We start from the raw sequence: 22,118 nt of genomic DNA, 5'->3' as shown, positions 1-22,118 counted from the left end.
TGAGGACCTTTTACCTTATAAAATCATTTGATCCAAGTCAAACTATAATGTTTGGATAATTCAATAATAATATCTATTTGAAAATATTTTTGTTCTTTTATGAAAATAATTAAACTATTGATTATTGAAATAACAGATCGATACAAATAACAGCGAATATTTACATTACTCAGCCGATAAAAATCTATGAAAGCCACTTAAGTTATGGGCTCAAGTGGCATTTTCATTAAACTTTCTTTACTCTACATTTTTCTGTAGCGCTGCTTTTTCTTCTTTCATGTAATGAAATTCATACTCAATCTCTTTACCCGATTTCATTTGCATTTCATAATCCTTCAAAGCATTGATGGCGGGTTTATGGAGCAGAATGATCGCCACAATATTCAACCAAGCCATAATACCGCAGCCTAAATCACCCATTGCCCAAGCAAGATCAGCAGTTCTAACCGCACCATAGCCAACCATAACTACCATTACCACTTTTAGAATAGGGGCTGCCCACGTTAATTTTCGGTACTTTTTCAAATAGATCAGATTGGTTTCTGCAATATAATAAAAAGCCACCAACGATGTGAATGCAAAAAATAGCAGTGCAATGGCAATGAATGCAGATCCAAAGCCAGGAAATGCTGTTTCAACTGCCAGTTGAGAATAGCCAGACCCCATACCAATGCCAGGAATGCCTTCATATAAAAAACTATTTTCAGCGGCTGGATTCAATGTATTGTATTTGCCCGTCATAATTAACATCACGCCCGTTGCACTACAAACCAATAATGTATCAATGAATACCGAAAATGATTGAACTAAGCCTTGCTTTGCAGGATGACTCACGCTTGCCGCAGCAGCCGCATGTGCACCTGTTCCCATTCCTGCTTCATTAGAATAAACGCCTCGCTTAATGCCCCATTCAACCGCTAAACCAAGTAATGCACCAAATGTTGCTTCTGCACCAAAAGCAGAATTCATCACTAAAGAGATTACTTCTGGTACTTGACTAATATTCATAGCAATCACCACAATCGCCATTAAGATATAACCAATCGCCATCACAGGTACAATCACTTCCGTAAACTTAGCAATTCTATAAACACCGCCCATGACAATAAAACCTAATAATGCCGCCATGATAATGCCAGAAATATAAGCATCGAGCCCAAAAGCAACATTTAAACTTTCTGCCACAGCATTGGCTTGAATTCCAGGAATTAAAAAACCACATGCGACCATCGCAGCAATCGCAAATGCTATGGCCAACGGTTTATTTTTCAAGCCCTTTTCTATATAAAAAGCAGGTCCACCACGAAACTCATCATTATATTTCTCTTTATAAATCTGAGCCAAAGTGGATTCTATAAAGGATGTCCCTGCACCAAAAAATGCGACAACCCACATCCAAAATAGTGCCCCAGGCCCACCATAAGTAATCGCCGCAGCAACACCTGCGATATTACCAACACCCACGCGTCCTGCCACTGAAATCGCCAATGCTTGAAATGATGACAACCCTGTTTTTGAACTTTTCTTATCCAAAACTAATTGAAAAAATTTAGGTAAATGCCTAACTTGTGCAAATCGAATCCGACAAGAAAAATAAATCCCTAACGATAAACATGTGATGATGAGCGCTTTACTCCAAATCCAACCATTCAACCAATTAACAACTGTTGATAAATCCATCATTCACCTCCAGCTAAACATTCGGTAATTCAACAAATTCGAGAATCACATTACCTGCAAATTCAGGGCTAATCAGCACACTTTGATCGCTGATGGCACTCTTGATATTGGAATCTGCCACAATATTTTTAACAGCATCTAAAGATGTTGTATTCACTTGAATCAACACCGCATGAATACTGTCACCATGCCATATTGGCAAATCAACATCAGGGTATTTGTGAATAAAGTTTTGCTCTGTCATACCTATCAATTGACCTGCACCTGTATCCACACGAACTTCACCATTAACGTGCTGTACTTTGTCTCCATACAATGCTTCCCAGCGGGCGGATAGAATGGATAAATCACCAATGTATATGATTCGAGTAATGCCATTAGCTTGATTGGGATGCACTTGCCATTCTGGTACCCAGATTAATTCTGGCTTATGTTGCTGACAGATAAAATTGGACAACTCAGGATGATTAGGATCAATGAATAAACCTAGTGATACAACAGCTTCATCCATGCCCTGCGGGGTTTTGATGGCTCGTCTAAAATCTACTCGCCCTTGGCTTTGTAATCCTTTATCTAGCAATCTTTGATGATCAGAATCCGCATCATTGCTATAAAGTGCAAGCAAAGCAACACCTTCTTCTTTCTGTAGAAAATTATTCAAATTTTCCCCAAAGCAGAAAGCTTCTGCACCATTGGCATGAAATTTACTTGAATCGTGAACAGAAATCAGTTCAATAAAGTTTTTTGCAAACATCACTAAACTTGTCACAGTTCCCCAAGGATGATAGCTAATGGGCGATAAGTTAAAGCCAAGTTTCTTGTAATTCTCTAGTACTGCTGTATGATCTCTCACCGTAACCAAAGGGTGATCAATCCCAAATGTTTCCTTAACTATTTGACGCATATACTCCTCCATTCTTATATTCAATAGCCCATATATTTGGTGCTTAAATCGAGTATATGTGAATAAAAAAGCAAACAACAATAAAACAGATTTGAATTATTGTTGCTATTTAGGCAACAAAACAACCATTCAAACCATCAAAAAAACCGATAATACTGAATCGTTATCGGCTTTATGAATATCGTTAAATTAGCGTAAAAACATTTTTAAGAACATTGTGTTGAATATGACTTTTTAATCTTATGGGCACGACCCATTTCATCTTTCGTTAACACATCAACAGGCATTAATTCTGAATCAAAAGCAATATCAAACACGCTGTATTTACCTTCTGGCCACTCTGTTACCACATAATTAATGTGTGGATCATAACTTTGTGATCGTGTACCTTCGTTAATATAATCACCTGACATCACAACATATCGCAATCGATAGGCCGCATTGTATGTACCGTCTGTTTTTAATGGCATAACACATGCAATGCCATCATCCAAAATTTCACCAAATGATACGTTAGAAAATGACACTGCTAAAATCAATAAACTTAATATTCTCAAAATCATTATCTCATTTAATTATAAAAATCTAAATAATACGCTATTTTAATAAAAATTTTTTAAATAATAAAAAGCCCTTGCTATACAAGGGCTTCAAGAATTCATTGGCGGAAGCAGCATCATAAGAACAAAAAATATAAGGATATGATTTATATTATACTAATTTCGTTAAAATCATAAAATTACCAACAAGGATACCAACATACAAAAATCATAGAGGCATTTTATAAATAAATCGTTCTGAATATTTTTACCTCTTGAAGATTCATTTTATATTTAATTACTCAATTGTTAAAGGCTAATCATGGATAACCATAAACAAAATATTGAAACAGATTACACCGATAAAGCATCTGTGAGTTTTGGACTAGTACTTAAGAATGGCAAATTAATTGGTTTTAAAATGCCTGAGCATAACACCCACAAAGAGCAAGAAAAGCAACAGATCATTACAGCCAAAGACAAAAAGCTAATGATTGCTGAGGGTCGCAGGTGCTTAGAAGCATGGCAAAAATGGCTTTTTACAAATAATGGCTATGGTAATTCATATCTCGAGAGCTTAGGCAAAAGTAAAAGCACTAGAGTAGATAACACCCCCAACCTATCTACAAGCAAATCAGTTAGTTATGTCATTGAAGCGCTTTCTATTATGGAATGTGGGAATATTTATCAAAAGAAATACGCAAAACTAATAAAAGCGGTCATGCTAAACCAGCAACAAAAAGAAACGCCCCGTAAAACATTAGAGCGCTTAGGAATTGCCTCCAGTGCTAGACAATATTCAAATGCTGAACATTCAATAGCTAGGGTTATCGCAGACATTCAAAGAAAGAAAACCAACAAAAGATAGCTTTTAATTGAATTTTCGGGCACGTTAGAACCTGACAAAACATGACATTTATAAATAATATCTTTTAAGTATCGGAACACTATAAAAAGAGAATTACAACAATGTTATTAATTGTTATGGCTAGATTAGGTGAGCATAATTCGTGCTTACCTTTTAACGAGTCCAAATTTGGACTGGCTGCGTTTTTAGAGTCCATAAAAAAAGAAGTTTTCGGGCACGCTGAGAGGATTAGTTTAGGGTGAGAGTTGTTACTCAAAAATGTTGACATTTGTTAACATTAAAACCTTACTAAACCTGACATTAAAATCATAGTTTTGTAGATCATAAGAGCCGTGTCTTTGTTTTCCGTACACGCATTTTGAGCGCACGCAAAACGACTGGACGGATATTTTCAGAATAATTTAATTATCCGACACGTTAAACAATGGTAAATATAATCATATTCCTTTCAGACTCATACCAAATTTAAACGATATGATCTTTCTATTGTAATGACAGCCAAAACTAATAGGGGCGATTTAATAGCGAATTTAAAGCCTTAAGCAACTATGTGGAATTTCCGCCACATTCAGAATCAAGTCTAATAATTTGCAATTGCTCAAAATGACACTTCCATTAGGTCAGATTGGCTCTATCGTAATAACAGCATTAAACAGAAATAACACCTGACAACCTAATAAAACCTGATATCAAAAATCATTAAGCAGATATACAAATGAGAATAATTCCAATAAATTTACAGAATATTGACATTCTAACTATCCCTACGATAGTTACTATTTACTGACAGCTATCCCTACGATAGTCACTAAACGATCATAAAACGCCAATAGCTATCCCTACGATAGTTGTCAGCCACTTTTGATTACTTTTTAGCCACCCAATAGCTATCCCTACGATAGTCCTTCTAATATATTAGCCATATTATGTATATTCTTTATTGTTTCTTTCTCTAAATATTAACCAATATTGATGATGTATAGCACGTGGGTCATAAGTGGTAAAAAAATAACATCTTAAAACCTGAAATAACCTGAAACAAAAAAGGTACTCCCTAGCTATTTTACGGCTTGCGGGTGCGTAGACTCGCAATTTTCAAACATTCCCAAATCTCTATGAGGTTTGTTTTAATTAATATAGTCAAATATGGACATATAAGAAACGGTGGATAAAAATATCCATTACTATATACTATACATGTATGGAAATTCACGCCAACAACCTAATAAATCAAGGAGATAGCAATGTTTGATGAATTAAAAACAGCACAAGCAGCCGCCTACCTTGTCGCCAAAGAAGGCGGAAAAATGCCCCATCTCAAGCTAATGAAGTTATTGTATTTAGCTGATAGAGAAAGTTATAAGCACTTTAATACTCCTATTACTGGGGATAGTTATTGTTCTATGCCATATGGTCCAGTACTATCAACCACATTAAATCTAATTAATGGTGTTGTTAGGTTTGATAATACTTGGAATAAATGGATTACAGACAAAGAAAATCATCATGTGGGAAGCGATTACAATTTTGATAATGATTTGGATTTAGATGAATTGGGCGAATTATCCAAAAATGATATAAATATTCTTTCTGCAATTTATGAAAAGTTTGGGAACTATGACCAATGGAGCTTAGTAGACTATACGCATAATCCACTAAATATCCCTGAATGGAAAGACCCTCAAGGCTCTAGTATGCCAATTCATTTGGATACCCTCCTAACTTATCTAGGCAAGGATATAGACACCATTAAGGCGATAATGGATGAAAATAATCTACGCCTAGAATTTGATAGCATTATCGAAAGAAATCAATAATGATTAATGCTAAAGCTTCTTTATTGATGTATACAAGATCGCAATCAAACGATGATACTAAGCATTTATTCGTAGTATTAAATGACCCTTGTAATGATGTTTTAAACGGGCGATCTGATGTGGTTTTATTGGTGAATTTTTCATCTATCAAGCCTGACATTATTTACGATCAATCCTGTGTTCTTAGAGCTGGCTGCCATGATTTTATCACTAGAGATAGCTATATAGTCTATAAAGAGGCTAGGATTGAACCCGCATTATTTTTACAAAATGCTATTAATTCAGGTGATTTTATTGCTAAAAGCCCCGTTTCTATGGACGTATATAATCAGATCATTTCGGGATTATTCCAATCAGGCTATACCGCAAGAAAATATACAAGATTTTTCAAGCAAGCAATGAACCAAGAAGCCTGCCCCGAGTTATACCTAGAAACAATCGAAACAATAAACGCCACTTAATTTTAAATTATTATTTGGCCTATCAAAAAAGCCCATCGGCTAAATGGGCTAATTTAAAACTGATTATCATTGATCGGGAGGTATTGCTTATTCTGTATTGCTATCATTCTCCAGTCATTGCTGGGCAATTCAGTCGGTGGATGGTCAATTTTTCTCTTTCCGTTTGCGTCCCTAATATCGCCTATTTTCATAAATGTAAGAGCATATAAAGAGCATAGATTTTTACCGCCCTGCCTCGTCTTGATAATAAAGCCTTTGTCTATCATTTCCTTAATTGAATTATAGAAGCTATTTGGGGATATTCCAATGCTGTATTTTTCTGTTAGCTCTTTATGAGTAATGCTCAGATCGCCATTATTAGTAATATACTGCCCTCTCTTCTGCTCCCCTCTCAGTTTAGATATTAATAGGTTTAATATCCTGACGGAATTAGATGAAAGGACAATAGAAGCATGACGGCAATAGTCCTGGGGATACATGGAATAAGCCTCCCGACCAATAGACATAAAACCGCTTTCTTTCTTGCCCTTATATGCTTGGGCTTCTAATTGCTTTTTAGAATAGCTCATAACAAGCCACCACAAGGCAAGAAATATGCTTTATTTGTTGCGAATGTCATTACAATTGATATACTCATGATCATAAACTTTAGATTGATAAAAGCGTATTAGCTGCGAACTAGTACGCTTTATTTTATGGGTTTATTACTGTGTTTTGCTTACTAGGTAGTAGCGTTTAACATGAGTGTCCTTACCCCAACGGGTAGGGACTTTCTCAAATTCATCACGAATATTAACGCCCTTTTTTCTCAAAATGCTGATCGTTGTGTTTAAACACCAATCGCCCACCTTAGTAGCTTCAAAACGATTAATCCCGTCATTAGCTACCATATACTCACATACAGCAAGCTCCTTACCTTGTAGGTTTTTACATTCATTCATAGCCTAAATATCCTCGTCTAATTGGTTTAAAATTGACAATCTAGCCATGTCAGCAATCCTTTTGTTTATCTCAGCTTTAGCGGCATATTGTAGGGATAAGAGTGTTATTACTTCTTGCTTCATATCTCTGATTTGATGCTTATAAAATGACTCTTCACTTTCACAATAGAACGGCATTGGCTCGCCCTTTTCGATCAATGATAAATCTAGGCTTGAGTCCATCGCTTTGATAACTTCATCTATCAGCCAATAGTTTTCTATGAACCCCTCGCCATTAATAATGGTTTCCTCGATTTCCTTTAATCGCCCATTGAGAATAAAGCTAATATTTTCAGCGCTATATACTTCGCTCTGCAAATATTCCACCGTATCCGCTACCTCGATAATTCGGGCATTTTTTGCATCGTAGCCCTTTTTATTTACAGCCATAAACGTATCAAAATCCATTTCTTTTACTTCCATAATATTTCCCTCTGTTTAAATTAGTGATTGGCTTTGGCTTCTTTGTATATATCCTGAATATTGTTACTACTGGCAATATGTGCCGCTATATCGCTCAATTTCTCAATAGTGTAAGCGTTTGGATTTTCCTTTCTGATCTCATGGCTAATCATTTCATTTAAGAAATTAACCCACCCAAAGTACTCAACGGATAAAGACAAGTTGTCGTAGTTTTCTAATTGCGCGCTCTTTGCTGCTTGTGACATATTTAAAATATTCCTTGTTGTTAAATGTTGTTGTTAATTAGCTGTTAAAGTGACTTTATGGCTCGAATTTTCAAACATTGCTAGAACTGTAGCCCTGACGCTAATATCTGATTTATTCTTAGTTTTAAGCTCTGTGACTGACGTTATAATATCCATGACAGCCTTACGGCTCTCCAATTGCTTGAGGTTAAAATCGCCTTTTTTAACGCCCTTGTCTAAGCCATATATTTTTTGGACTACCTCATTAGCTAGTTTATTGGCGTTGATATAGTCAAAGTTCTTAGCATTGGGCTTTAAATCCTTGATCTTATCCATTGCGTCCTTTTGGTACTGCTTATCCGTCATGGTGAAGATTTGATAGCCCTCAAGCCCTGCTTGCTCTCTTAGTGATTTGATTAGATCAAATACCCATTTTTTAAATGTTTTAGCCTCGGGTAATTCACTATTAAAAATGAGGTTGTAAATATCTAGCTCAGTTATGACGCGAGTTTTTCTATCTCGGTTCATTCGATCTTTTATTGGGTGGTGTTTTGCCACCCCATCGCAATGTTGCTTAATTGCGTTCACGCTATCTTTATAACCAAGCGCCTTAGTAATATCCTTACCAACTGCTAACCATTCGCCATCTATAAATAGAAAGCGAATATTTTTACCGTTCCATTCCTCAGCTTTGATCTGCTCCATAATCGCCCCCCTTAGTTGGCTAATTCTTGCTGACAGTTATCAATAAACGCCAATACATCGGATTTTCTCCAGCGTGAAACGCCCCCGATTTTGATTGGTTTAGGGAATTGGCTTTTATTCATCGCGCTGTATAAGCCTGACACGCTAATTCCCAATAAGCCCGTTACTTGCTCTTTGCTCCACAAAACGTGGCGATCTGATACGTTTAATTCTTCTTTTTTAATTTCCATTTTACCTCCTAAGTAAAAATAATGAATTTCAATGCAAATACAAAGCAAATACATTATAAATACATAAAAAAGAAAAACGCAAACAAAATAAACTAAAACACTTAATTGGATTACAATGAGTGTAAAAGAAAAGTGATTTTTCAATAGGAACTAACAAGATGACAGAACAAGTAAAGCCACTAGCTAAAAAAAAAGAGACAACTACCTTTAGGCTTGATCCTAAAATTAAATTTTTAGCTGAGTTAGCAGGACGACAAGAGAGAAGAAGCCTGACCAATTATATTGAAGTTTCATTAGAGAACTCCTTTAAAAGCATAATAGTAGATCATGAAAGTGGAATATCATTGGCGGATATTTCAGATAATATTTGGTCACCAAATCAAACAAATAGATTTATTAATATTGCTAAAAGTTTTCCTCATCTTCTTAATGATGAAGAACATGAGATAAATAGCTTAATCTTAGAAAGATACCCAAATACTTTCTTATTTAATGGAAGCCTGAAAGATGGTTACCACTTTCTTAGAATAGAAGATTATTGGCGCTTATTAGTATTAGCAGCACAAGATAATGATATTTTGATTTATTTAGACGGGGTAGAACAGTACTATAAACTACAAAACACCGTCAAAGATAGAGAGGAATTGAAGCGATTAACTATCGTTATTATTAAACATTTTATACATACAATCATTATAACTTTCAAAGCATACAAAGAAGTAACCAAGTATGAGGAAGCATTATTTTATTACATAGATAAAAATGACGCTTTTAAGATTGATCCAACGAAAGAGAATAGCACTGATAACTATAATTACGATCTGCTTTATGATTGCTGGGGCGCTGCTCTATCTAAAAGTTATCATTCTAAGATTTAAGGGTGATTGAACTAGTGCAATTTTTGCCTTAGTTGGATTATACAAAACTCAATTTTGAGGCTTGCTTTAAATTCAACAAGTTAGATAGTCCAAATTTGGACACACCTCAGCCAAGTAATATTTGACTTCACCTAACCAAGTCTTATCCGTCCTCATGGTCGGAATCCCAACATCGAATAACCACCATTGGTGGGAATTAGATTTATCAATGCTTACAGAGGACAGCAAAAAATTATGCCCTCCTATTTGATTAGCTCTATTAATACTTAATCGAGGTCGGCACAAAATTATGCTGACCTATTTGTACTAGGTCTATCGCTATTCCGATATACATTAGAACGGCAAGATTACGGCAAGGCAAGATGGTAAGATTACGAAAGTATTTTATAACTGAGGGTAATATCAATACTCGTTTTATTGAGTTTTCCGACACGTACGCGCGCGAGGTTTTATTGTTTAACTCTCTAAATTAGAGTGTTTCTTGCCGTTTTTAAGTGTTTTGATATATTATCTTCTTTTACGTTACACCTATACAAAATAAATTAATTCCCCTATACTTATAACTAAGACTCTTGTCCCCAAGCTTCTGGTTGTATGATTAGCGGCGTTATTAGGGGGCAAAGGGTCTTTTTTTATATGTCTAAGAAAATAGTTGTTTATGAATTATATGCGGATGAAGCATGGACGCACCAAGGTAACCCCTTATATAGATATCATACTTTTTTTGGTGGAGCATTTGCTTATGAAGGCTTGATGCAGCGCTTAGACAATGAAATTTTAAAGCTAAAAATAGCCTCTTCTGATAAGCGAGAAATAAAATGGCAATCCATTGAGCCTAATAATTTAGAATATTATAAAAACTTGATTGATTGTTTTAAAAACCATGTTTTATTTCATGGAATAAAATATAGACAAATGTTTTGCGATCGATTTTATGAATACCCTAATTCTGTGCCTGATATTGACTCTCAATTTAAACTGTATTATCAGTTTTTAAAACATCATATTGAATGGAGTGGAATATCTGAAAAAAACACTAACGATCAAATTCAGGTGAATGTTAGGCTAGATAACTATTCAAGCCAAAAGCACAAAGATAAATTAAAAGAGCTAGGAGAAAGAATCCCTTCAATGCTTGGACTAAAAAATTTACACATAAATATTAACTTTGTTAATAGTCGCCATCATTTAATTTTACAAGTGTGTGATTTGATAATGGGAGCAGCTGGATTTTATGGCAATGGGAAGCAATTAGAAAGAAATACTAATATCAGAGGAATGACCCCTAAGCAAAAGGCGCGCTACCAACTTGCAAAGCATATCTATAATGCTTTAAGGGAAATAGATGAAAAAACGAGAGGAAGCAAAGTTTTTCATTGGTTTGAAAATACGCGTTGGGGAGAAAACAATAAATTCCACCAAGCTATAGCTATATGGAAGTTTAAGCCGAAAGAGCATATTGAAAATGCCAAATGGCAAAAGAAGAACTTTAATAAAGGAAAATCTTTTTCAGAAGTAAATATGATTGATAGCTTATAGGTCGGTGCTATTTTGCGCTGTCAAATATGACATTAAATCACCCTTGTGATTTAGTTTTACGAGTCCATAAAAAAGGACTGCACAATTTTGTGCTGTCCTCTATCCAGCAATAGGACTGGTCAAATTTGACTTCACGTCTATGGTTATCCCCATAGACCTATTTAGCCAAGCCATTAATAACCTCGTTACAATAATTTTGTACTGCCCCGACTTTTCAGGTGAATGAACCCCGTAGTTGATAGGTTGCGAAAATTTCACAGCGGAAAATATTTCTTTCCTTACTCTGTGCTTAATCGCCTCCATTTTTTTGTGGAGCTTTAAAAAATCTACATTAATTGGACGCATTAATCTGACGGCGAAAAATTGCGCCAACCTATTATTTGAATTTACTCAGTTTGAGGGAATTAAAGACAATTTACATCTCAGTCCAAAATTGGCTTGAGTCAACCAACCCAAATTTGGGGGCGTTAATCTGACAGTCCAAAATTGGGCGCTCCTCAAAACTCAATTTTTAATAATTCAGCAATTTTATTGCCTAAATAATTCATGGGGCTTTTTCTTTCCTCAAATAATGACGATCTCATATAAGCCGCTGTAGTTTGGTCGCCTCCATCTTTGGCATGTGATAACACCGCATGAATTAACTCACCACTATAGCCGCCCTCTTCTAGCATCGTCCCTGCTAATGATCTCAATCCATGCGCTGTGGTGGGTAGGTTTGCTCTTCTCAACATAATACGCGGCGTTTCTCTGTTTAAATGGCTTTTATAGTCATTGCTCTCAAATAAATACACACCTTTTTTATTTTCCTGTTTGATTTGTCCTAATAGATGAATGGCCATATCAGATAGCGGGATAATGTGCGGGCGCGTTTTCTTCATTACTTCCGCAGGGATTGACCATGTGCGGGCTTCTAGGTCAATATCTTCCCACTTAGCAGATACCGCCTCTATAGGTCGTGTGGCAGTCAATAGTTGCCAATAGATAGCAAAACGGGTCGTATCAGTAATAACGCCATTCTCCAACGCTTGTATAAGCTGTGGAAGCTGATCAGGTGCTAACGCCTCATGATGCGCTTTTTTATGCCTCTTAAATGCTTGCGTTCCTACTGCTGTGACGGGATTAACTTCTATTAACCCACTACTGGTGGCAAAGCTAAAGATTAGGTTTAGGCTAGATTTAATTTTAACGAGGTACTCAAGCGCCCCTCTTTCCTCAAATGGTCGTAATGATTCAACAATATGAATAGCTTTTATTTCTCTAATATCCATATTGGCCAACACTGGGAATATATTAGTTTTGATCGCACTATCTACTTGAGCTACATATTTTTTATTCTTTCGTTCTAGGGACCATCGTTTAAACCACTCCTCGTAAACATGGCTAAAAACATATTGAGCCTTATTAGTTTCGTTGTGAATTGATAGACCTCGATCAAGCTTGGCTCTTATCTCTTCTCGCCATTCTCTAGCCTCAGTTAATGAATAAGCAGGGTAATTGCCCAAATATATGGTTTGCTGCTTTCCGTTCAATCTATAAGATAAGGCCCATTTCATAGCGGCACTTGGATACACCCAAAGAGATAAGCCGCCACCGTCAGAAACTTTATATAGTTTGTTTCTAGGTTTAAGCCCTTTAATTTTGGCAAAGGTTAAAGGCGTGGATAATTTAGGCATAATCTAATCTCTAGGCGTAGAAAAATTACCAACAAGATTACCAACAAAACAAAAGAAAGAAAAGAATAAACTTAGAAGAGCATGGAAAAATATAATACTCGCAAGCCCGTTAAATACTGGGATTATTAGTTTATTTTGGACAATAAAAAACCCCTTTGAAAAGGGGCGTTTTAGGCATATGGCGGAAGCAGCAGGAATCGAACCTACCTCAGCCGATAGGCTGACAACGGTGTTGAAGACCGCGGAGCCCCCAGGACCCATTTACTTCCGCATGTACTATAACATTCAGCGACGCAATTCACAAATTTAGACTGTAGATTGATTCAGCAATACTTTATCCTTATTTTTCAACTATAATTACAAGATATTTTATTAAAAAGCTAGGCAAAGATCGTGCAATTATCAAATATTATACAAGTAGGTAAATTACTCAATCGCCCCGAATTATCTCACTATATTTCTGAATTGGGCCGACCAATTGTCAGCGATGTTGTTCGTACAACCATCGATCAATACAAAACCTATATCATCGACAATGATGCAACCGTTGATCTTGATGAATTAATGACGCACATCATCCATGAACTCACCTTGATCTCACGCGAAAAAACCCAACCTGTTATCAATGGTACAGGGATTTTAGTACATACCAATCTTGGGCGCTCACCCATTAATCAAACCATTTGGGATGAGGCAGGCAAAACTGTTTGCCGTTACTCTAATCTTGAATTTAGCCTAATTGATGGGAAACGTGGCAATAGAATGGGCATGTTAAACCGCGTCATTCGTTCATATTTTGGTGGCGATGATAATGTTGTTGTCAATAATAATGCTGCGGCTATTCACTTGATTTTAAAAGCTTTTGCCATTGATAAAGAAGTGATCATCTCCCGAAGCGAGCAAGTTCAGATTGGTGGCGGCTTTCGTATTCCTGAGATCTTAGCCGAATCAGGCGCGATTATGAAAGAGGTTGGTACAACCAATATCACAACGCTAGATGATTATTTAAATGCCATCACAGAAAATACCGCGATGGTTTTACTGGTTCATCAATCTAACTACTATCTTGAAGGATTCACCGAACAAGTAGATCCCAAAGAGCTCAGAAAACATTTACCTGAACATGTCATGCTCGTGGTAGATCAAGGCTCTGGGAACCAATCTCCATTACTGCGTGATGAAACAACTGTCAGTTACTATGAAAAACTAGATGCGGACATCATTTCATTCTCTGGAGATAAAATGGTGGGCGGACCACAAGCTGGCATCATTATCGGTAAACAACAATATATTCAAAAAATTAAAAAACATCCCATGATGCGAGTATTTCGCCCTGGTAAAGAAACTTATGCATTATTGGAAAATCTGCTAATCACACAACTCAATGACAAACACAGTGATGCCAATCGCACAGAATGGGCACTGAAACAATCCTTAAGCTGGCATAAATCATTGGCTGATGATTTAGCAGAAAAAATTGGTGGTTTTGTTAAAGTAATTAAAGCTGAGTTTTTAGTGGGCGGTGGAACAACTCCAAAAGCAAAATATCCTACCTATGCATTAGAGATACAAGCCAAACAATCCGCCGATGATCTTTTAACACTACTTCGCCAACAATCGACTGCGATTATTGGCGTCATTAACCAAGGAAAAGTTTTGATCTATCCTATTTCTCTACTGCCGTCTGAATATGATTATGTTGTTCAAGTGATGACTGAACTAAAGGATGAACAATGAATGCAGTTATCGGAACAGCTGGCCATGTCGATCATGGTAAATCATCACTCATTCATGCGTTAACAGGTATTCATCCATCTCGATTACCGCAAGAAAAAGAACGTGCAATGACCATTGATCTAGGTTTTGCGCATTTCACATCGCCGCGCGGTGATAAAATCGGCATCATCGATGTGCCAGGCCATGAAAGATTTATCCGTAATATGGTCAGCGCTGTTTGGGGATTAGATCTTGTGCTGTTTGTCGTTTCAGCTGATGAAGGTTGGGCGCCATTATCTATGGAGCATTTACGCATCATCACAGCAATGGGCAAGCGTGAATGTATCCTAGTATTAACTAAATGTGATTTAGTGGATAAAGCACAATTGCAATTAGTAGAAGATGAAGCTTTAGAACATTTCCTAGATACAATGGGCACATTACCTGATGTTGTACATGTGAGCGCACATACTGGGCAAGGCATAGAACAACTCAAACAAATCATCATCGATAAAACACAGAACTTACCTGAACGCGATGAGTTAGATTATGGTGCACACATTTATGTGGATCGTGTATTTTCTGTCAATGGTATTGGCACGACAATCACAGGAACATTGCGTGGTGCAGAAGTTAAAGACAATGATACCTTAACACTATTTCCTGGCAATCAATCAGTTAAAGTCAGATCGCTGCAAAGCTATCACAACCAAGTGGAAGTTGCAGAACCTTATTCAAGAACTGCCATCGGATTGAAACAAGTGAATAAAAAATCTGTAAGTCGCGGTAGTTGTTTAGTGGCTTATCCTGATTCAATCACAATGGGCACCGACTGGGTTGTACAACTGGATCCACAGTTTAGCGGGAAGCTCAAAAAGCAAGGCGTTGTAGAAGTTGCACTGGGAACATCTCATACACAAGCAAAATGCTATGTCTATGCCGATGGACAATTAGCAAGATTGCAACTACAAGAAGCCATTCCTGCATTTTGGGGACAACCAATGCTGATCATCCAACATGGTGGCAGTCAAATTATCGGCGCGGGGAAAATAGCATGGCTGCATCCTTTGAATCCTAAACTGCGCAATCTATTACAAGAAGCACTCACAAGTATCCATATTAAAAGTGCAGATTTAGAATCCAAAATTGCGTTAGAAATTCAGTTAAATGGCTATACATTGCGCCACAAAGATATTAAGCAACCCGCTGATTCTGAAATTTTAGGCACTTGGTGGATCTTGCCAAAAGCGAAGAAAAAGCTACATGATGCATGCGCAAATTTATTGAACAATGCTATCAGCGCAATGGCAATCGAAGACATTGCTAAATCCATTCAACATCCCTTAACATTAACTGAAGCGATGATTGATCAAGGCTGTGCAAATAATGAATGGCAAAAAATCAAAGGTGGCATTGTTAATTCTTTCAATCTTGCGAGCGATTCTTTACCCGATAATCTACAAAATTTATACGATGAAATTAAAAAATGTAGCATTTCTGGTTTTGAAGCAGGAAAATCACGCATTGTAGGCATCAAGCGTTTGCTCCGTGCATTGACAGAAAAAGACCTCATTGTGCCCACTGAAGATGATATTTTCTTCACTTTGGACGTTTATAATGACATCGTCAAACAAATCATGATCAATCGTACTATTGGTGAACGATTCACGATTGCAGATGCAAGGGAACGCATTGAACTTTCTCGCAAACAATTCATCCCATTATTGAATCGTATGGAAAAAGATGGCTGGGTTAAACGCATCGAGAATGATCGAGAAGTTTGCAAAGAATATGTAGAGAATTAAAGGAGTTAAAATGATTGAAGTTTATGGTATTCCCAATTGTGATACAGTGAAAAAATCGCGTGCTTGGCTCACTGACAACAATATTGAATATACATTTCAAGATTTCAAAAAAATTACTGTAGAAGCAGCAACCATTCAAAATTGGCTGGATATTTTTGGTTTGGATGTTGTGATCAATAAACGCGGCACAACATGGCGCAAGCTATCGGATGATGAAAAATCATTATGTGAATCAGCAGATACAGCCATTCCTCTAATTTTAAGCAATCTCAGCATGGTTAAGCGCCCTATTTTGGTTCAAGATGGCAAGGCTGTTTTAATTGGCTTTAAAGCGGAAGATTGGGCTAAGCACTTTCAGTAATCTATAAAAGTTCATACAAAATAAAGCTTCTCACCTACGGTGAGAAGCTTTATTTAATTAAATCTCATGAATTAATTATTTATCTTCTCTAGGAAAGATTAAATTCAAAATGATCGCAGTAAATCCACCTGCTGCAATCCCTGATGAGAACAATGTTTTAATCATATCAGGTGCAAACTGTAAAATCATCGGTTGCTGAGAAACGCCCATGCCAACTGCCAAAGACAATGCCATGATCATAATTGCTCGGCGATTCAACGCTTCACGAGAGACAATGCGAACACCAGAAGCTGCAATTGTGCCAAACATCACCAATGTTGCACCACCTAAAACAGGCTCAGGAATGCGCTGAACAAATTGTGCAACCGCGGGGAATAAGCCTAATAAAATTAACATACCAGCAACCACATAACCCACATAGCGACTGGCAACACCAGTTAATTGAATCACACCATTATTTTGGCCGAAACATGAATTTGGGAATGTATTAAATACTGCTGAAACCATCGAATTTAAGCCATTAGCTAAAACACCACCTTTCAGACGCTTCATATACACAGGACCTTCCACTGGTTGTGCTGATACATCCGATGTCGCAGTAATATCTCCAATCGTCTCTAATGATGTCACCATAAAAATCAAAATTAACGGTAATAACAAGTTCCAGTCGAATGATAAACCATAATAAAAAGGTTCGGGCACAGAAACCAAAGGCACTTCTTCCATGACTTTGTTTGGCAACATATCCGTTGCCCATGCAACAATATAACCAACAGCCATTGCAATCACCAATGATGCAATACGAAGATAGGGATTCTTTTGACGATTCAACAAAATGATCACAACCAACACGGAAGCTGCAAGCAATAAATATTTTGGTGAACCAAAAGTGCCATCAGATAAAGCACCGTGACCGCCACCAATAGATGTTAAACCTACTTGGATCAACGATAAACCAATGATCATCACCACAATCCCTGAAACTAATGGTGTAATAATGCGACGCGCTAAATGCAATGTACGAGACAAAATAACTTCAGTCATTGCTGCAACCAATAATGTGCCAAATAAAGCCGCCATCATGGCATTATCATCTAATCCGCCCGTTTTTAATGCTGTACCGCCCATGATCAGTGGTGCAACAAAGTTAAAACTTGTACCTTGAATGGATAGCAAGCCAGAACCTACAGGGCCCCAAGTACGGATCTGGATCAATGATGCAACGCCCGATGCAAATAAAGACATGCTGATAATGCGCTGTGTATCGTGAGCTGATAATGCTAAAGCCTGACAAATAAGCATTGCTGGTGTGATGACCGCAACAAACATCGCTAAAAGATGCTGAAAAGCAGCAAAGATGGTTTGAGGCAATGGTGGTCTATCTTCTAGACCATAAATTAAATCACTTTTGACAGCCTGCTCTGACATTCTGGGATTCTCCTGATCGCAAAATGCGCATTGTAGTCCTGCTAAAAAAAAAGGCAAGCAGATATTTATTTTTATAATTAAAACAAATAAAAAAGGCTAGATTTTCATCTAGCCTTTCTATTATGGTGGGTAGTGAGGGGATCGAACCCCCGACCCTCGCCTTGTAAGGGCGATGCTCTACCAGCTGAGCTAACTACCCGAGTAGGTGCGTATAATACTGAATGGCTTTGATCATGTCAATCTCTTTCAATGATCAATTTTTTGCCAATCAACTTGCTAACGACTTAAGCAATTAACACTAGATTTCTCTAGTCTTTCGATATGGTGGGTAGTGAGGGGATCGAACCCCCGACCCTCGCCTTGTAAGGGCGATGCTCTACCAGCTGAGCTAACTACCCGAAAGAGGAACGTATAATAACGAAAGAACTATACGCTGTCAATTTTATATTTGCTCAAATATTAACCACTACGCTTCACTGCCCACTAAAGCAGATTTTAAGATATGTGGTTTGATCTTGCCCATTACATGCATTTCACATGGTCGGCATTTGAATTCTAAGCGAATTTCCTCATCTTGATGCATTAAAACCATCGGCTCAGCACGTACTTGTCCTTGAACACCTTTCACCCCTTTCGCTTGTTTTGGGCATAAATTATACGCAAAACGTAAGCAATGTTTTGTGATCATCACAGGTACTTCACCTTTTTCTTGGTGAGCTTCATACGCTGGCTCAATCAATTTTACGCCATGCTCTTCATAAAATTCACGCGCTTTCTGATTATAAACGTTCTCTAAGTAAGTAATGTGCTCTGAAGGATATGCTGCTTTCTCTTCACTTTCATACAAACGAACGCCACGTTCATTACTTGTAATATAAGCAACACGCAATTGCTCAACAGCATCACGACGAATTTGATTCAATAAGCTCTTTGGCATGAATGGCGCGGTTTTAACATTCACTGTCACGCTTTTGGCTTCAAAGATTGTTTCACCCAACTTCTGTAAACCATCTTCTAAACCTTGCAATGTTTTTTCAACATTATTCGCAGCTTCAAATTCACCTTCAATTGGATAAGTCACAGCCAAGCCATCTTCACCGATCATCACCAAATCATATTTGCCGTCAGTTTCTTGGAAAATGATATCAATACCAATCTTACGGCTAGATGATTCACGCGTTAATAACTTCTGCCAAGCTGTATCTGCATTGCGATATAGCATCTGCCCTGCTTTAACTTTATCAATATTCTCTGGCGCTTCTTCATGCCAATAAACTAAATAATGTTTATCACCAATCTCTTTCACTTCACTTGCGCGGAAACCGACAACTTCACGTTTAATCAATACGTTTAAACCATCGCCATTTGCTAAAGGTTCAGCCGTTTTAACTTCCAGGTGATTACCACCAAATTTTAAAACTTCACCCACTTCAACGCCACGGAATTTTGGTGAGTCAAATGCACCAATATCATCCTTACGCGCATTCACAAAATAATCTGTCGAACCACGATTGAAGGTTTTATCAGGATTAGGAATAAAGTGATGAACCGTTGTCCCCAATGAGCTACGAGAATAATCAGGATTCACATCCAAGAACTGATCCAGCATTTGACGATAATGCGCTGTGATATTTTTTGAATACGCCATATCTTTATAGCGCCCTTCGATCTTGAAGGATTGTACGCCAGCCTCAACTAAAGCACCCAAATTTTCCGTTTGGTTATTATCCTTCATGGACAATAAATGCTTATCAAAGGCAACCACGCGCCCTTCTTTATCCTTCAATGTATAAGGCAAACGGCAAGCTTGCGAACAATCACCACGATTCGCACTTCTACCTGTATCTGCATGGGAAATATAACATTGCCCAGAGAATGCCACACACAACGCTCCATGAATGAAGAATTCTAACGGCGTATCCACAGTGTCATTGATGGCTTTAATCTCTTTCAATGACAATTCACGCGCCAATACCAACTGAGAGAAACCGACTGTTGATAGAAATTTTGCACGATCTAAAGTGCGGATATCCGTTTGTGTGGAAGCATGTAATTCAATCGGTGGAATGTCCATTTTTAGAACGCCCATATCCTGCACGATCAAAGCATCCACACCTGCATCGTACAATTCATGAATGAGCTTACGGCCTTTTTCCAATTCATCATCATGCAAGATTGTATTGAATGTTACAAAGATTTTCGCATGATACTGCGATGCAAAATCCACTAACTTTGCAATATCCGAAACGCTATTATCCGCATTGTAACGCGCACCAAAACTAGGGCCGCCCAAATAAACTGCATCTGCACCATGCAAAATTGCCTCGCGCCCGATCTCGATATCGCGCGCAGGACTTAAAAGTTCTAATTGATTATGTTTTAACATTTCTACAAATCTATAAAGTTACTTAAGCGTTCTTGTCCATTTTCTTTTTAATCTGAAAGCCCACAAATGTAATGGCTAACCATGCAGGAATCACAAACACAGCAGGTTTAAAACTGCCTAATTGCGTCATTGCGCCCACAACAATCAATAAGAAGATTAAACAAAAATAGTTCACATAAGGAAAAAATGGTGTTTTAAATTTAAATTTTTCACCCGCATGAGCTTTTCTAAAGCGTAAATGCATGATGATGATTAATCCCCAAGTAATGACAGCTGCTGCAATTGCCACTGACATCACAATCATAAATGCACCGTTTGGCACTAACAGATTAATCACAACCGCGATCAATGTCATCGCAGATGAAAATAAGATCGCAGCATAAGGCACACTATTTTTACTCAATTTCAAAAATACTTTAGGCGCATGCTTTTGTTCAGCCAAACCATACAACATACGGCCATTACTGTAAATACCACTGTTATAAACTGAAATCGCTGCGGTTAATATGATGAAATTCAAAATATCCGCAACACTCGGTAAATTCCAATCTTCTATAAAAGAAATCTTTGGCAAATCTAACTGTTCAAATACTAAAACAAATGGGCTAATGCCTGCTTTGATATCTGTCCAAGGCACTAAAACCATCATGATCACAATTGAGCCAATGTAAAAAATCAAAATGCGCCACATCACTTGCTTAATCGCTTTCGGAATTGTTTTTTCAGGATCTTCAGCTTCAGCTGCTGCAATCGCGATCATCTCTGTACCACCAAATGAGAACATCACAATCACTAATGAAACCCAAATCCCCCAAGCACCATTGGCAAAAATATTACTGAATCCACCATCGCCATGCATCCATAAATTCGAGACTTTCACTGTAGATGTTTCAACAAATAAACCTTTACCCACAAGATAAATACCAAACACAATCATACCGACAACAGCTAATACTTTAATCAAAGCTAACCAAAATTCTGTTTCACCAAAGAATTTCACGCTCGCAAGATTGATAGATGTGATGATAATAATGGTCGCAAGCACCGATGCCCACATTGGAAAATCTGGATACCACTTCGTAATATAAACGCCAATTGCGGATAATTCAGCCATGCTCACTAAAATATACAAAAGCCAATAGTTCCAACCCGCAAGGAAGCCTGCATATTCACCACAATATTTATTCGCAAAATAACTGAAAGCACCTGAAACTGGTTCTTCTGTTGCCATTTCACCGATCATTCTCATGATCATATAGATGACAAAACCACCGAGCAAATAGCCCAAAATCAAACCTGGACCCGCTAATGGAATAGATTCTGCTGTACCATAAAATAAACCTGTTCCAATACAACCACCAAGTGCGATCATTTGGATGTGTCTATTCTTCAAATTGCGCTTGAGCGCTTGTTTATTTTCCATGATTCATTTTTTATGAGTAATAAAGTAGCCATGATAAGTCATCTAAAAAAAATTACAAAGAGGCTAACAATATTA

Annotated in this window: 21 protein-coding genes and 3 tRNA genes; 8 read left to right on the top strand and 16 right to left on the bottom strand. The window is 37.3% G+C overall.

The annotated features are described in order from the left end of the window. Nucleotides 1-237: 237 nt before the first annotated feature. The 3 genes from ACA100_RS04475 to ACA100_RS04465 all read right to left on the bottom strand — a co-directional run bounded on the left by ACA100_RS04475 (nucleotide 238) and on the right by ACA100_RS04465 (nucleotide 3,147). Entirely contained in the window at nucleotides 238-1,683 is a 1,446-nt protein-coding gene (locus tag ACA100_RS04475; protein ID WP_481078795.1) for an alanine/glycine:cation symporter family protein, read from the bottom strand. A gap of 10 nt (nucleotides 1,684-1,693) precedes the next feature. Next, nucleotides 1,694-2,584 carry a VOC family protein gene (locus ACA100_RS04470; protein ID WP_481078794.1) on the bottom strand — a complete coding sequence of 297 codons (891 nt, stop codon included), beginning with the start codon at nucleotides 2,582-2,584 and terminating at the stop codon, nucleotides 1,694-1,696. Nucleotides 2,585-2,790: 206 nt separating this feature from the next. Then, nucleotides 2,791-3,147, bottom strand: coding sequence for a hypothetical protein (locus ACA100_RS04465; RefSeq protein WP_481078793.1), 357 nt, complete (start codon nucleotides 3,145-3,147; stop codon nucleotides 2,791-2,793). A gap of 298 nt (nucleotides 3,148-3,445) precedes the next feature. Between ACA100_RS04465 and ACA100_RS04460 the strand changes: the two genes are divergently transcribed. The 3 genes from ACA100_RS04460 to ACA100_RS04450 all read left to right on the top strand — a co-directional run bounded on the left by ACA100_RS04460 (nucleotide 3,446) and on the right by ACA100_RS04450 (nucleotide 6,269). After that, on the top strand, nucleotides 3,446-3,991 hold the full coding sequence (locus ACA100_RS04460) for a hypothetical protein (RefSeq protein ID WP_481078792.1): 546 nt from the start codon (nucleotides 3,446-3,448) through the stop codon (nucleotides 3,989-3,991). 1,244 nt (nucleotides 3,992-5,235) lie between these two features. Further along, nucleotides 5,236-5,808: a Panacea domain-containing protein gene (locus ACA100_RS04455; protein ID WP_481078791.1), complete on the top strand. Its 573-nt coding sequence runs from the start codon at nucleotides 5,236-5,238 to the stop codon at nucleotides 5,806-5,808. After that, nucleotides 5,808-6,269: a terminase gene (locus ACA100_RS04450; RefSeq protein WP_481078790.1), complete on the top strand. Its 462-nt coding sequence runs from the start codon at nucleotides 5,808-5,810 to the stop codon at nucleotides 6,267-6,269. The genes ACA100_RS04455 and ACA100_RS04450 overlap by 1 nt, the downstream gene beginning before the upstream one ends. A 53-nt stretch (nucleotides 6,270-6,322) precedes the next feature. On the opposite strand, the gene ACA100_RS04445 is transcribed toward ACA100_RS04450, so the two are convergent. From ACA100_RS04445 to ACA100_RS04420, 6 genes are all read right to left on the bottom strand, one after another. Continuing rightward, nucleotides 6,323-6,838, bottom strand: coding sequence for a hypothetical protein (locus tag ACA100_RS04445; protein ID WP_481078789.1), 516 nt, complete (start codon nucleotides 6,836-6,838; stop codon nucleotides 6,323-6,325). 135 nt (nucleotides 6,839-6,973) lie between these two features. Next, the gene (locus tag ACA100_RS04440; protein WP_481078788.1) at nucleotides 6,974-7,210 is read right to left on the bottom strand and encodes a hypothetical protein; all 237 of its coding nucleotides are present in this window, start codon (nucleotides 7,208-7,210) and stop codon (nucleotides 6,974-6,976) included. Nucleotides 7,211-7,213: 3 nt separating this feature from the next. Beyond that, a complete protein-coding gene (locus tag ACA100_RS04435) occupies nucleotides 7,214-7,672 on the bottom strand; it encodes a hypothetical protein (RefSeq protein ID WP_481078787.1) in 459 nt (152 codons plus the stop codon). 20 nt (nucleotides 7,673-7,692) lie between these two features. Then, complete coding sequence (locus ACA100_RS04430) at nucleotides 7,693-7,917, bottom strand: hypothetical protein (protein ID WP_481078786.1); 225 nt, start codon at nucleotides 7,915-7,917, stop codon at nucleotides 7,693-7,695. Between the two features lie 33 nt (nucleotides 7,918-7,950). Further along, complete coding sequence (locus ACA100_RS04425) at nucleotides 7,951-8,601, bottom strand: BRO-N domain-containing protein (RefSeq protein WP_481078785.1); 651 nt, start codon at nucleotides 8,599-8,601, stop codon at nucleotides 7,951-7,953. Nucleotides 8,602-8,612: 11 nt separating this feature from the next. Next, nucleotides 8,613-8,831: a helix-turn-helix transcriptional regulator gene (locus ACA100_RS04420; protein ID WP_481078784.1), complete on the bottom strand. Its 219-nt coding sequence runs from the start codon at nucleotides 8,829-8,831 to the stop codon at nucleotides 8,613-8,615. 158 nt (nucleotides 8,832-8,989) lie between these two features. On the opposite strand from ACA100_RS04420, the gene ACA100_RS04415 reads away from it, so the two are divergent. After that, nucleotides 8,990-9,709, top strand: a complete 720-nt coding sequence (locus ACA100_RS04415; protein ID WP_481078783.1) for a hypothetical protein — start codon at nucleotides 8,990-8,992, stop codon at nucleotides 9,707-9,709. 636 nt (nucleotides 9,710-10,345) lie between these two features. Then, on the top strand, nucleotides 10,346-11,248 hold the full coding sequence (locus tag ACA100_RS04410) for a DUF3800 domain-containing protein (RefSeq protein WP_481078782.1): 903 nt from the start codon (nucleotides 10,346-10,348) through the stop codon (nucleotides 11,246-11,248). Nucleotides 11,249-11,745: 497 nt separating this feature from the next. Here ACA100_RS04410 and ACA100_RS04405 read toward each other — a convergent pair whose 3' ends face one another. Together ACA100_RS04405 and ACA100_RS04400 are read right to left on the bottom strand one after the other, a co-directional pair. Next, complete coding sequence (locus ACA100_RS04405; protein ID WP_481078781.1) at nucleotides 11,746-12,924, bottom strand: tyrosine-type recombinase/integrase; 1,179 nt, start codon at nucleotides 12,922-12,924, stop codon at nucleotides 11,746-11,748. 179 nt (nucleotides 12,925-13,103) lie between these two features. Beyond that, nucleotides 13,104-13,193 (bottom strand) — tRNA-Sec (locus ACA100_RS04400). Nucleotides 13,194-13,317: 124 nt separating this feature from the next. Between ACA100_RS04400 and selA the strand changes: the two genes are divergently transcribed. Genes selA through ACA100_RS04385 form a run of 3 tightly spaced genes read left to right on the top strand, consistent with a single transcriptional unit; the run spans nucleotide 13,318 to nucleotide 16,806 of the window. Then, nucleotides 13,318-14,661: an L-seryl-tRNA(Sec) selenium transferase gene (selA, locus tag ACA100_RS04395; RefSeq protein ID WP_481078780.1), complete on the top strand. Its 1,344-nt coding sequence runs from the start codon at nucleotides 13,318-13,320 to the stop codon at nucleotides 14,659-14,661. Next, nucleotides 14,658-16,445 carry a selenocysteine-specific translation elongation factor gene (selB, locus tag ACA100_RS04390; RefSeq protein WP_481078779.1) on the top strand — a complete coding sequence of 596 codons (1,788 nt, stop codon included), beginning with the start codon at nucleotides 14,658-14,660 and terminating at the stop codon, nucleotides 16,443-16,445. Before selA ends, selB begins: the two co-directional genes overlap by 4 nt. Nucleotides 16,446-16,455: 10 nt before the next feature. Next, entirely contained in the window at nucleotides 16,456-16,806 is a 351-nt protein-coding gene (locus ACA100_RS04385) for a Spx/MgsR family RNA polymerase-binding regulatory protein (protein ID WP_481078778.1), read from the top strand. A gap of 75 nt (nucleotides 16,807-16,881) precedes the next feature. Here the strand turns inward: ACA100_RS04385 and ACA100_RS04380 are convergent, their stop codons facing one another. The 5 genes from ACA100_RS04380 to ACA100_RS04360 all read right to left on the bottom strand — a co-directional run bounded on the left by ACA100_RS04380 (nucleotide 16,882) and on the right by ACA100_RS04360 (nucleotide 22,043). Beyond that, entirely contained in the window at nucleotides 16,882-18,234 is a 1,353-nt protein-coding gene (locus ACA100_RS04380) for a uracil-xanthine permease family protein (protein ID WP_481078777.1), read from the bottom strand. A 123-nt stretch (nucleotides 18,235-18,357) separates the two neighbouring features. Continuing rightward, nucleotides 18,358-18,433: transfer RNA gene (locus ACA100_RS04375), tRNA-Val, on the bottom strand. Between the two features lie 123 nt (nucleotides 18,434-18,556). Continuing rightward, nucleotides 18,557-18,632 (bottom strand) — tRNA-Val (locus ACA100_RS04370). A 68-nt stretch (nucleotides 18,633-18,700) separates the two neighbouring features. Further along, nucleotides 18,701-20,620: a peptidase U32 family protein gene (locus ACA100_RS04365; RefSeq protein ID WP_481078776.1), complete on the bottom strand. Its 1,920-nt coding sequence runs from the start codon at nucleotides 20,618-20,620 to the stop codon at nucleotides 18,701-18,703. Between the two features lie 22 nt (nucleotides 20,621-20,642). Continuing rightward, entirely contained in the window at nucleotides 20,643-22,043 is a 1,401-nt protein-coding gene (locus ACA100_RS04360; protein WP_481078775.1) for an amino acid permease, read from the bottom strand. Between the last annotated feature and the right edge of the window lie 75 nt (nucleotides 22,044-22,118).

It is taken from the genome of Wohlfahrtiimonas sp. XWW7 (genome assembly GCF_056716055.1).
Note: the sequence above shows the minus strand (reverse complement) of the source record. Positions and strands in the feature narration are given on the sequence as shown.

What these genes read in the sequence shown, in the direction of transcription:
- ACA100_RS04475 (WP_481078795.1), bottom strand. Translation starts at nt 1,683, where the DNA reads ATGATGGATTTATCAACAGTTGTTAATTGGTTGAATGGTTGGATTTGG.
- ACA100_RS04470 (WP_481078794.1), bottom strand. Translation starts at nt 2,584, where the DNA reads ATGCGTCAAATAGTTAAGGAAACATTTGGGATTGATCACCCTTTGGTT.
- ACA100_RS04465 (WP_481078793.1), bottom strand. Translation starts at nt 3,147, where the DNA reads ATGATTTTGAGAATATTAAGTTTATTGATTTTAGCAGTGTCATTTTCT.
- ACA100_RS04460 (WP_481078792.1), top strand. Translation starts at nt 3,446, where the DNA reads ATGGATAACCATAAACAAAATATTGAAACAGATTACACCGATAAAGCA.
- ACA100_RS04455 (WP_481078791.1), top strand. Translation starts at nt 5,236, where the DNA reads ATGTTTGATGAATTAAAAACAGCACAAGCAGCCGCCTACCTTGTCGCC.
- ACA100_RS04450 (WP_481078790.1), top strand. Translation starts at nt 5,808, where the DNA reads ATGATTAATGCTAAAGCTTCTTTATTGATGTATACAAGATCGCAATCA.
- ACA100_RS04445 (WP_481078789.1), bottom strand. Translation starts at nt 6,838, where the DNA reads ATGAGCTATTCTAAAAAGCAATTAGAAGCCCAAGCATATAAGGGCAAG.
- ACA100_RS04440 (WP_481078788.1), bottom strand. Translation starts at nt 7,210, where the DNA reads ATGAATGAATGTAAAAACCTACAAGGTAAGGAGCTTGCTGTATGTGAG.
- ACA100_RS04435 (WP_481078787.1), bottom strand. Translation starts at nt 7,672, where the DNA reads ATGGAAGTAAAAGAAATGGATTTTGATACGTTTATGGCTGTAAATAAA.
- ACA100_RS04430 (WP_481078786.1), bottom strand. Translation starts at nt 7,917, where the DNA reads ATGTCACAAGCAGCAAAGAGCGCGCAATTAGAAAACTACGACAACTTG.
- ACA100_RS04425 (WP_481078785.1), bottom strand. Translation starts at nt 8,601, where the DNA reads ATGGAGCAGATCAAAGCTGAGGAATGGAACGGTAAAAATATTCGCTTT.
- ACA100_RS04420 (WP_481078784.1), bottom strand. Translation starts at nt 8,831, where the DNA reads ATGGAAATTAAAAAAGAAGAATTAAACGTATCAGATCGCCACGTTTTG.
- ACA100_RS04415 (WP_481078783.1), top strand. Translation starts at nt 8,990, where the DNA reads ATGACAGAACAAGTAAAGCCACTAGCTAAAAAAAAAGAGACAACTACC.
- ACA100_RS04410 (WP_481078782.1), top strand. Translation starts at nt 10,346, where the DNA reads ATGTCTAAGAAAATAGTTGTTTATGAATTATATGCGGATGAAGCATGG.
- ACA100_RS04405 (WP_481078781.1), bottom strand. Translation starts at nt 12,924, where the DNA reads ATGCCTAAATTATCCACGCCTTTAACCTTTGCCAAAATTAAAGGGCTT.
- selB (WP_481078779.1), top strand. Translation starts at nt 14,658, where the DNA reads ATGAATGCAGTTATCGGAACAGCTGGCCATGTCGATCATGGTAAATCA.
- ACA100_RS04385 (WP_481078778.1), top strand. Translation starts at nt 16,456, where the DNA reads ATGATTGAAGTTTATGGTATTCCCAATTGTGATACAGTGAAAAAATCG.
- ACA100_RS04380 (WP_481078777.1), bottom strand. Translation starts at nt 18,234, where the DNA reads ATGTCAGAGCAGGCTGTCAAAAGTGATTTAATTTATGGTCTAGAAGAT.
- ACA100_RS04365 (WP_481078776.1), bottom strand. Translation starts at nt 20,620, where the DNA reads ATGTTAAAACATAATCAATTAGAACTTTTAAGTCCTGCGCGCGATATC.
- ACA100_RS04360 (WP_481078775.1), bottom strand. Translation starts at nt 22,043, where the DNA reads ATGGAAAATAAACAAGCGCTCAAGCGCAATTTGAAGAATAGACACATC.